Genomic DNA, 9,200 nt, shown 5'->3' on the forward strand with positions numbered 1-9,200 from the left:
GCCAGATCCATCTCCTCTCCCCCGGCCCACCTCGCTCGTGGGTCCCGGCGGCAAATGCCGGGGGCGGGCGCACCTCACGCTCGTCTCGAAGCCGCCGCTCGATCTGCGGTTCGGTGCCGAGTTCGTGCGGACCAACATCGATGCGGAGCTTCAGCAATAACAGGCCGATGCGCCTTGGAAGGGGCGGCTGCAACGCCAGCGATGCGCCGTCTCATTGTGAGAGTCCATCACATCCGCCGGACACATCATCAGTGACCAAAACTTAATTCTTGAATACAACACTCTGCGATCATGACAACGACTAGCATTAGAGGCAAGCGTGATGGATTTGAACGACTTACTCAGTCGGCGCTTTGCCAGACGATGGATGTTTGGCTCGATCGGGTTGCTGCTGCTCCTGCTCCTTGCGACACGGTTTGCTGTGCTCCCACATATCTGGACGCCGCGTGAACCGCTCGGTCCGTTCAAAAGCACCTATCCCAACGCTATCCTTGCAGTGATCGACGCTGCGGTCGGCACGCTGCTGACGGTCGGCCTGACCGGGGCGTTCCTAGTCTTGCTAATCCCAAAGGAGGTCCGCGAGGCCAAGCTGGTGACTGTCCACCCCAAGGACCTTGCCGCCGAGCTGATCGCGTCCGTCAGCACGTCTCGAGAGTATTTCTTTCGTGGCCGCTCCGCGCGCTATTTTCGTTCGACTATCCTGCCCCTCATCGAGGCGGGATCGCGTACAGGTTCCGCAGCCCGTGTGATCTGGATGTTGCTTCCCGATCCGACAGATCATGCGTTGATGGAGAGCTACGCGCGCTTCCGCAACGCGTCTGCTTTTCGCGGCCGTCAAACGCAATGGACAGCATGGGATATTCAGATGGAGATACTGGCGGCTACAATCGCCGTTGCTGCCAAAGCGCGTAAGAACCCGTATCTCGAATTCCACCTTGGACTGGCTCGGTCCTTCTCCATTCTGCGTATCAACATGACTGATAACGCGGCGATCATGACCCGAGAGGACCCCAAGCTGCCGGCATTCAAGGCGATCCGCGGCACCGTGTTCTATGACAGCTACCGCGAAGACATACAGCAAAGCGTCCGTCAGGCTGGCGAAGTCGATCTATCCTTGGTTTGGCCACAGGACATTCCGGTCGACGACACTGCGGTCAGCGCCGCGATGGGCATGCTAGGACTTCCAAGCGTTACCGATCCCGTGAAGATCGCAGCAGTGACAAAGGCAGTAAACACTGTGGACAACCCCTATGCTTGAAGCGAGTGCGCTTGCAGAAATGGATCGTGCATTTCGTAATGATCCACGAATAATTCGTGATCTCGTGATCGCGCTTCAAGACAAAATTCAGGCATGTGAAGCCCGACAACATCCTTATGGCTTTACCGTAGTCACTCTCGGCATTATACCCGGGCGCCACCGCATCGTCTATCGATTGCACATCTGGCCAATTGGTTTTGCGCTTCCCGGCTCGGAAGATTTGATGATCCATGACCATGTCTATGACATCCAAAGCCACATCTTGGCCGGGCAGATAGTTCAGCATGAATATGTTGAGTCCGCGCTGGGTGCTGAATTCGCGAGCTATCGAGGACTATACGACGGGCCGCACAGCGTGCTTGAACGAAAGCCCGGAGCAGTGCGTGTCTTCGAGACAGCGGTCAGCACGTTCGTGACCGGTCATACCTACGCGCTGCCGGCGGGCGCGCTGCACATGGCCAAGGTCGATCCGAGCGTTTTCACGGCTACCATACTGCGTACCGACTACCGCGAGAGGGAGGGGGATCCGGTAATTCTCGCGCCGATCGATGCGCCGCCTAGCTTCCGGTTCGAACGCGATCTTGTCGGGGACGATGCGATTGCCGCTACGATCAGCGCGCTGTTTCGCGAGCTGACTTGCGCGCGTTCGATCTAGGCGGGCACCTACGCTAAAACGCCGCATCCGTTTCCGCCGCGACGCCGATGAAAGCCGCCGGTCAGCTGCCGGTCCAGAACCAGCTCTACGCGCATCAATCGATCTTCGCTTGGTGGATCTTGATGGAGCACTTTACCGGTGCACTGAGCTGCTCCGCACGTTTCCGGCATTCTGTAAGCACGTCCGCATTGTCTTTCGCGAGCTGAGCGGCGTCGGCTACGGTCCGCACCTGCTGCGGGTTGGCAATCTGCATTAGCCGCACGCCCGCGTCCCAAGGCGTCCGCCTGAGTATTGCTGCAGCCCGCTCCTCTGGCCGATGCCAACTCTCGGGCGCGAGCTGAGCGATAACCGTTGGAACAGCAGCGCCTGAAGCGAAACCCACCAATAGTGCCAAAGCCGCTGCCCCCGCGATCCACAGCTGCTGGGTCTCCGCGGAATGCGCCGATGCAACCATCCCCTTCAGCTCCTGCAGCGTGCCGGCAAGGGCATGACTGGCGCCGGTCCACGCCCGATGGTCGTCCGCTCGTCCCTGCGTGCCAGCCGCCTCAATCTGCTTGGCGACGTCCTGCGGCGTTAACGTCATCGCCGGGCGCTTGGCCAGGATGTTGATAGCACCGCACACCTTGTCGTAGCCGTCGCGGATCTTCTCCAGGTCCGGTCCATAGTCGCGCGCATGCAGTTCCTGCTGACGCGCGGCGAAGCCATCGATCGCAGCAGTCAACCCCGCGAGCTTGCGCGACATGTCGTTGAACGCCTGAACGGTTTGGTCCGCTTCGGCGGGAGGTTCTTGGCTACCCATGGCTACATTCCAATCCCAAGGCCCCGATCGCGATCGATCGAGAAGGTGAGCTGGCGAATGACCGAGCGCGTGCGGGCATCATCGCCGAGCGCCCGGCTGAGACCGCCATCGCGGCTACCCGGCGTCCATTCCGGCGACCACTGCCGGCCGAACAACTGACTACCCCTCCGGCTGAGTGCTGCACCCAGCGCCGGGTCTTTCTCCAGCCCCTTCGCCATCGATCGCATGGCGCTTTCGACACCAGCCCGCTTCTCTTCATTCTCCCACCCGCTCAGCTTGCCCCGACGCGCCTGAAGCTGCTGCCAAGCCTGGACAAACCGGTCGGCGCGCAGCTCGGGATTGGCGCGGACCTCGGCTTCGAGCTGCATCTGGCGAATGGCGTGGGCGGTCCGGCCATTGGCAGCCTCGCTAACAAGGCCCGGCGTCCGCTCGAACGCCATATCGAGATCGTGTGCGCCGTGGGGATGCAGGGCGTTGACCGTCTCGGCAGTGCGCGCAAGTGCCGCCTTCTGAACTTCGAGCGGCGCACGGCCCTGTCCTGTCATGCGACTGGCATCCTCCACGGCCCGTGCATAGCCTTCGACCGCCCGCTCCAGCTTCTGCGTAGCGGACACCTCCGACGCCGCCGCTGGCACCGATAGTTTGAGCCCGTCGAAGCGCAGTTTGGTCGGTGGTCGCTCGGGCTCGGGGACGGACAGCCGCAACCCGTCGAACATGCCGCGACGTGGTGCCGGTGCAGGTGCGCTGCGCTCGGGTTCGGCGAGCGGCTCTTTGGCAAGCGTATCGAGGATGCGCGACCGCTCGACGCCGCGCCGTGCGGCGAAGCGCTCGGCGGCAGTATCATAGTCGAGGACATTGTCCTTGGGCCGGTCGCGCGACAGCGTGCGGGCAAGCTTGCCCTGGTCGGCGAAGTCGTCCCGACCATAGTGGAGCTGCACGGCGTCGCGGTGCCGCGATAGCGCGACATAGGCAGCGTGCCGGTCGAGCCCCGGCGTCGCCAGCACGTGCACCCGGTCGACGGTGACGCCCTGCGCCTTGTGGATCGTGGCGGCATAGCCATGGGTGATGTCGCCATAGTCCTTGTGGTCGAAGCCGACCTGGCGGCCATCGTCGAGCCGCACGGCCATGCGGGCGTGGTCGACCTGTTCGATGGTGCCGAGACTACCATTCTTCACACCGAGGCTGCGTTCGTTGCGTAGGAACATGACCCTGTCGCCGGCACCGAACAAGCGTTCTCCACGGGTGGTTTCGACAGCAATATCAGCATCTAATGCCCCACTGCGTTTCATCGCATCCCGGACCAGCGCATTCAGTTCATCGCATTCTTGATTGGTGTGGGTCAGAATCATGCGCGAGGCCGCCGGATCAGCGATCCGCTCGCGGTCCCAGCGGACAATCAGCGCCGATCGCGCCTCGACTCGGGTCTCCGAGTCGACGACCATCCCGGCTTCGGCATAGGCCTCCAGCGCCTCGGCGGTGCGGCCGGTGGCAAGCTGGCGCGTCGCCAGCCGCTGCCAGTCGTCACGCTGCCGACGAATGTCGGTTATCTCTATCGCACCATGCCGCTCGGCCACCGACCGAAACGCCGCCCCCGCTTCGATCGCCTGCAACTGCTCGGGGTCGCCGAGCAGCACCACCTTGACGTGGCGCTTCTCGGCTTCGGCAATCACCCGCTCCATCTGGCGAGTGCCGATCATGCCGGCTTCGTCGATCACGAGGATCGACCTGTCGGTCAGCAGCTCGCGTCCCTGCCCCCATTGATGCTCGATGCTGGCGATGGTGCGCGACGCGATGCCCGAGCCGCTTTCGAGATTCTCGGCAGCAATGCCGGACAGCGCCAGCCCCTGCACCTGATAGCCGGCGCTCTCCCATGCTTCGCGCGCGACGCCGAGCATCGCCGATTTGCCGGTACCCGCATAGCCGACAACGACGCCCAGATCCTTGCTGCTGGTGACATGATCGAAGGCGCTGCGCTGTTCGCTCGACAGGACCAGCCCGCGCATTTCGGCGCGTGCCAGCGCGAGCTTGCGGTGCTGCTCGTCCATGCCGTGGCGACGACTGGCGTCGAGCTTCAAGGTCGAGCGCTCCAGCCGCGATTCGGTCTCGATCATGTCACGGCTGGTGAAGCGCTCTTCGCCGCGTCCATCCTTGCCGAGCTTCACCAGCTCGGGCGCAGCGCGCACCACCGCCATCACCTGGTCGAACTGCTCCTTCCCTTCGCTGTGGCGATGCACGAACATCGCCAGATCGCGGATGGTGAACGTCGCCTGGGTATGGGTGATCGCATCCAGCGCGAGCGCCGGACTGGCCAGCAGCTTTTCGCCATTGGCGCGCGCGATCTTGTGATGCTCTTCCAGCCGCTCGGACGTCAGACCCTGCTCGGCCATCCGCGCCGCCGCCGGGCCGATCTTGTGCTGCGGGTCGAGATCGATGCCCTGCGCTTCCAAGGAGCGATGATCGACACGCGCATCGATATCCAATTCGGCCAGCCGTGCATTGACGTGCCCAGCCCAGCGCTCGCGCCATTTCTCCAGAAGGTCGGTGCGGTTCCAGTCGCGGTTCTTCTTGCCGAAGCCATCGGCATCCACCTCGCGCAACGCAAGCATGACATGCGCATGCGGCTTGGCCTCGCCGTCCGCACCAATATCCCAGTGCACGTTGAGATCGGCAACCATGCCGCGGTTTACGAACTCGGCCTGGACGAACTCCCGCGCGAGCCGAATGCCCTCGGCCTGGTTCAGTTCGCGTGGGATCGCGAATTCGATCTCGCGGGCGAGCTGCGCGTCCTTGCGTAGCTCCGCGTCTTCGACCGCGTTCCACAGCTTCTCCCGATCGGCGAGATGCTCGGGCGCGCCGTCCGGGAGCAGCACTTCGGAATGGACGACGCCCGTCTTGTTCGAGAAGTCGTGATGCCGATCGAGCCGCTGGTCGTGCAGCCGCGAGGCGGAGCGATAGGCGGCAGCGGCAAGCGCCGACGATCCGCTGGCGCGGCTGATGATCTTGGCCGAGAAATGGTAGATCGGCATAGCGGCAATCAATTTACACCAAACAAGCGACGTCGGCACGACGTATAAGCGCGCCCTCAAAAGATTTCATCTTTTTCGCGACATGGTCATCCCAAGATGTTTCACGACATTTGCACTGATCGATACAGTTCCTAGATCATCGACCATCACCCATCAACTGCGGAGGTTTCGATGCGCAAACCGCGTGACTTTGATTCGGAGCTTAAGGCGCTCGACAGCAAGGCGCGACAGCTCAAACAAGCCAAGCTCCAGCAGTTCGGCGAACTGGTGGTCGCGACCGGTGCCGATGCGCTATCGGTCGAGCAACTGGCGGGCGCGCTGCTCGCCGCGGTCAGCGCGTCCGACATGATCACACGGGAGGACTGGCGCCAGCGTGGCGCGGCCTTCTTTCAGCGGCAGGGCAAAGCTCGCGGCGGCGCTCGTTCGCGTGCAGCATCGGCTGCGGCAGCTCACGGCAGCGCGGCACCGGCTGGAAGCGCAACAAGCGCGGAATGACACGCGGGACTGGATGGTGAAGCGCCGCGAGCGAACGCGTCAGCTGATCGAGCTAGGCGGACTGGTCGCGAAGGCCGGACTGGTCGAACTTACCGACGATGATCGCGCCGTGCTGCTGGGGCTGATGATCGAAGCCGCAGCGACCTTGCAGGGCGATGATCGCGAGCGTGCGCTGACGCTGTGGCGACGGCGCGGGCGGCGTACATTCGCCGACAGCGACGCCAAGCTATAACGGCGGCGAACAGAGATCGGCCCAGGTCGCGCCCACCAAATCCGCAAGCCGCTCGAGCGTGATCCGCACCGATGCAGTGCGCGATCCAGCGGCGGGATACACGCTGTCGAATTGGCGAAGCGAAATGTCGCAATAGATCGGCAGCGGCGCGGGCAATCCGAACGGGCAAACGCCGCCAACGGGATGGCCGGTCAGCTGCTCGACTTCCTCGGAGGAAAGCATGCGCGGACGACTGCCTAGCGCGTCCTTCACTTTGCGATTGTCGAGCCGGTAATCACCGGCTGCGACGACCAGCACCACCGCATCGCCGACGCGCAGCGAGAGCGTCTTGGCGATCTGCCCCGGCAGCACGCCAAGCGTGGCGGCAGCTTCGAGCACCGTGGCGGTGCTCGAAGCCTGTTCGATGATCGGAATGTCGGGTGCCCGCGCCTCAAGAAAGACGCGAACGGCCTCGATCCCCATCAGCCGTTGAGCTTGTCCTTCACGGCCTTGGCGGGCGTGAAGGCGAGCTTCTTCGACGCTGCAATCTGGATCGCCGCGCCGGTGGACGGATTGCGGCCCTCGCGTGCGGCGCTTTCCTTGACCTTGAACTTGCCGAAGCCGTTCAGCGACACTTCCTCGCCGGCCGCTGCTGCTTCGGTGATAGCGGCGAAAATGCCGTCGACCAGCTTGCGCGCATCGGCCTTGGTTAGGCCGTACGATTCGGAAACGCGGTCGGCGAGATCGGCATTGTTCATGGACGTGTTCTCCGTATGAAAAGGGGCGTGCCCTCTAGGTGCAGCATAGCAACCTGTCCAGCGACGGGCGCCATCATGCGGCAGCGGCACGCTCCAGCGCGGCAATGCGTTCTTCGCAGATCACCTGCACCGCCTGCCCCAGCACTTCGACGCGTTCGCCCAGCCACGCCAGTTCCTCGGCGCTGATCCGATAGTGCTTCGAATAGCGCGCCTTCACATAGGCTTCCTTGAGCTTCTCGAACCGCGAGCGGTCGACACGCTGGTCACGAGGCCAGGCGTCGATCAGGCGCGGATCGATGCGTTCGGCCTGCGTACGCAGAAAACCCAAATTGTGAACATGCGGGGTGTAAAAGGTGCAGACCAGCAGCACGCAGTGGTAGAGACGCTCCGTCGTCTGATGCAGGAGAAATGCCGCATCGTTCACCTCGCCTTGCGAAAGGTAGAAGTGGAAGCCTTTGAAGCCGCTTTGGGCCTTCTGAAGCCATTCCTGAAAATACTCCCGCGCCATCGCCAGTGCCTGCGGAGGCGTCTTCGGCTTGGGTTGGTGCAGTTCCGTGGGCTCGCTCTCGTACAGCGCGATGCCATCACGGGCGACGTCCATGAAGAAATAGCGGCCATGCGCCAGCCCATCGTTCACCTCCTGCAGGGTGTGCACAATGAAATTGACCGGCGTGCGCAGCGTCTTGGTGATCGCCAGTTCGCGGTTCAATCGGTCCTCGGCGGTGGCCCAGAACTCCACCCGATCGGTAAGCTTGTCGCTGTTGACGATCACCAGCAGGTCGAAGTCCGACTGATAGCCCTTCGCGGTGTGCGGCTCGTCGACCCAGCCGCCGCGCGCATAGCTGCCATACAGGATGACCTTGAGAATGCGCGCCTGCTTCTTCCAGTCCGAGGTGGCGATGGCGATCGCGTCGCCAAACTCCTCGAACAGGATCTGGACAACACGCTCCAGCTCGCGCTGCTTGGCTGGCGGCAGATGGTCGAGGCTGGTCCTCATGGATCGATCCTAACGCGCTGATGCTGCGGCGTACACCTCGCCCGGTTCCCGGGCGAGGTGAGGCCTCGGTCATGGTCATTTGCCCCGCAGGGCGCGGTCCAGCGCAATGATTACGCGGGTGATAGTCTCTTCCACCTCCGCTACCGTGCAGCCATGCCGCCTGGCCGCTTCAATGTAGTCCAAGTCGTCGAACCGCACCGATCCGAAGATTGCCCGGTCCCGCTCGGGTAGTGCCCGAAACGCACGGCGCATCCGCCGCAGGCGAAGCCAGCGCATCATTGCCCCGCCTCCTCGTCCGAGACGAACCCGAGCAGGTAATCGGCCGCCTTGCTGGCAGCACTCGCCGCACGGAAGATCGCCTTTTCGTCCTCGCGCAGCACCGCCAGCCAGCTGCCGACATAGTCGGCGTGCCGCACGGTCGGCCGGATCGCAAGCGACGCGCAGGTGAACGCGCTAGCCATCTCTGCAACCAGCTCCTCACGGGCGTAGGCGGCGCTGCCAAATGCCCCGGATTGGTCGCGGCCGAGCCGGGAGCCATGCCCAGTCCAGTGCCCAAGCTCGTGCAGCACGGTGCGATACCAGTTGATGCGGTTGTAGAAGGCCAGCTGCGGCGGCACCGCGACATAGTCGCCGGCCGGGCTGTAATAGGCCTCCCCTCCCCCGATCCGGATATCGGCGCCGCACGCTTCCATAAGCGCATGCGCAGCCGGGATCCGGTCGGCCTCGGTCACCGGCCCGGCATACTCCACCGCCGTGAGCCGCTCGGGCAGCCCCTCGCACTGGTCGACGTTGAACACGGTGAAGCGCTTGAGGAACGCCAGCTGCCGCGCCTCGCGGTCCTCGTCGCGCGCCCGCTCGGCCTCATCCTTCGGCGTGAAGCGATCCGCATAGCAGATCGTCGTCCCACGCTCGCCACGCCGCACGTTCCCGCCCGCCGCCAGCGCCTGCCGAAAGGTCAGCCAGCGCTGCGAGGCATAGCGTCCCTCGATCACCGCCGCCCA

At 63.6% G+C, this 9,200-nt stretch carries 11 protein-coding genes; 4 read left to right on the plus strand and 7 right to left on the minus strand.

Annotated features, from left to right (window positions below; translation table 11 throughout):
• The first annotated feature begins 322 nt into the window (after positions 1–322).
• Together BM009_RS18885 and BM009_RS18890 are read left to right on the plus strand one after the other, a co-directional pair.
• A complete protein-coding gene (locus BM009_RS18885) occupies positions 323–1,258 on the plus strand; it encodes a hypothetical protein (protein ID WP_093298544.1) in 936 nt (311 codons plus the stop codon).
• Entirely contained in the window at positions 1,251–1,913 is a 663-nt protein-coding gene (locus BM009_RS18890; protein ID WP_139216678.1) for a 30S ribosomal protein S6, read from the plus strand. The genes BM009_RS18885 and BM009_RS18890 overlap by 8 nt, the downstream gene beginning before the upstream one ends.
• Before the next feature lie 94 nt (positions 1,914–2,007).
• Here BM009_RS18890 and BM009_RS18895 read toward each other — a convergent pair whose 3' ends face one another.
• Positions 2,008–2,712 (minus strand): DUF6118 family protein, encoded by a 705-nt coding sequence (locus BM009_RS18895; protein ID WP_093298547.1) that lies wholly within the window; start codon positions 2,710–2,712, stop codon positions 2,008–2,010.
• A 2-nt stretch (positions 2,713–2,714) separates the two neighbouring features.
• Positions 2,715–5,738, minus strand: a complete 3,024-nt coding sequence (traA, locus tag BM009_RS18900; protein WP_093298549.1) for a Ti-type conjugative transfer relaxase TraA — start codon at positions 5,736–5,738, stop codon at positions 2,715–2,717.
• A 171-nt stretch (positions 5,739–5,909) separates the two neighbouring features.
• On the opposite strand from traA, the gene BM009_RS18905 reads away from it, so the two are divergent.
• A complete protein-coding gene (locus BM009_RS18905) occupies positions 5,910–6,233 on the plus strand; it encodes a conjugal transfer protein TraD (protein WP_093298550.1) in 324 nt (107 codons plus the stop codon).
• A gap of 13 nt (positions 6,234–6,246) precedes the next feature.
• Positions 6,247–6,465: a conjugal transfer protein TraD gene (locus tag BM009_RS18910; RefSeq protein ID WP_254772355.1), complete on the plus strand. Its 219-nt coding sequence runs from the start codon at positions 6,247–6,249 to the stop codon at positions 6,463–6,465.
• On the opposite strand, the gene BM009_RS18915 is transcribed toward BM009_RS18910, so the two are convergent.
• The 5 genes from BM009_RS18915 to BM009_RS18935 form a co-directional block, all read right to left on the minus strand.
• Positions 6,460–6,927, minus strand: a complete 468-nt coding sequence (locus tag BM009_RS18915) for a YbaK/EbsC family protein (RefSeq protein ID WP_093298552.1) — start codon at positions 6,925–6,927, stop codon at positions 6,460–6,462. The genes BM009_RS18910 and BM009_RS18915 overlap by 6 nt on opposite strands.
• Positions 6,927–7,202 (minus strand): HU family DNA-binding protein, encoded by a 276-nt coding sequence (locus tag BM009_RS18920; RefSeq protein WP_093298554.1) that lies wholly within the window; start codon positions 7,200–7,202, stop codon positions 6,927–6,929. Before BM009_RS18920 ends, BM009_RS18915 begins: the two co-directional genes overlap by 1 nt.
• A 73-nt stretch (positions 7,203–7,275) precedes the next feature.
• A complete protein-coding gene (locus tag BM009_RS18925; RefSeq protein WP_093298555.1) occupies positions 7,276–8,199 on the minus strand; it encodes a HEPN domain-containing protein in 924 nt (307 codons plus the stop codon).
• A gap of 75 nt (positions 8,200–8,274) precedes the next feature.
• Positions 8,275–8,478 (minus strand): sigma factor-like helix-turn-helix DNA-binding protein, encoded by a 204-nt coding sequence (locus BM009_RS18930; protein ID WP_093298557.1) that lies wholly within the window; start codon positions 8,476–8,478, stop codon positions 8,275–8,277.
• Positions 8,475–9,200 (minus strand): ArdC family protein (locus BM009_RS18935; RefSeq protein WP_139216679.1); only part of this gene is annotated, 726 nt, incomplete at its 5' end. The genes BM009_RS18930 and BM009_RS18935, both read right to left, overlap by 4 nt.

This window comes from Sphingomonas sp. NFR04 (genome assembly GCF_900114095.1).
Classification (GTDB): Bacteria; Pseudomonadota; Alphaproteobacteria; order Sphingomonadales; family Sphingomonadaceae; genus Sphingomonas.

What these genes read in the sequence shown, in the direction of transcription:
- BM009_RS18885 (WP_093298544.1), top strand. Translation starts at nt 323, where the DNA reads ATGGATTTGAACGACTTACTCAGTCGGCGCTTTGCCAGACGATGGATG.
- BM009_RS18890 (WP_139216678.1), top strand. Translation starts at nt 1,251, where the DNA reads ATGCTTGAAGCGAGTGCGCTTGCAGAAATGGATCGTGCATTTCGTAAT.
- BM009_RS18895 (WP_093298547.1), bottom strand. Translation starts at nt 2,712, where the DNA reads ATGGGTAGCCAAGAACCTCCCGCCGAAGCGGACCAAACCGTTCAGGCG.
- traA (WP_093298549.1), bottom strand. Translation starts at nt 5,738, where the DNA reads ATGCCGATCTACCATTTCTCGGCCAAGATCATCAGCCGCGCCAGCGGA.
- BM009_RS18905 (WP_093298550.1), top strand. Translation starts at nt 5,910, where the DNA reads ATGCGCAAACCGCGTGACTTTGATTCGGAGCTTAAGGCGCTCGACAGC.
- BM009_RS18910 (WP_254772355.1), top strand. Translation starts at nt 6,247, where the DNA reads ATGGTGAAGCGCCGCGAGCGAACGCGTCAGCTGATCGAGCTAGGCGGA.
- BM009_RS18915 (WP_093298552.1), bottom strand. Translation starts at nt 6,927, where the DNA reads ATGGGGATCGAGGCCGTTCGCGTCTTTCTTGAGGCGCGGGCACCCGAC.
- BM009_RS18920 (WP_093298554.1), bottom strand. Translation starts at nt 7,202, where the DNA reads ATGAACAATGCCGATCTCGCCGACCGCGTTTCCGAATCGTACGGCCTA.
- BM009_RS18925 (WP_093298555.1), bottom strand. Translation starts at nt 8,199, where the DNA reads ATGAGGACCAGCCTCGACCATCTGCCGCCAGCCAAGCAGCGCGAGCTG.
- BM009_RS18930 (WP_093298557.1), bottom strand. Translation starts at nt 8,478, where the DNA reads ATGATGCGCTGGCTTCGCCTGCGGCGGATGCGCCGTGCGTTTCGGGCA.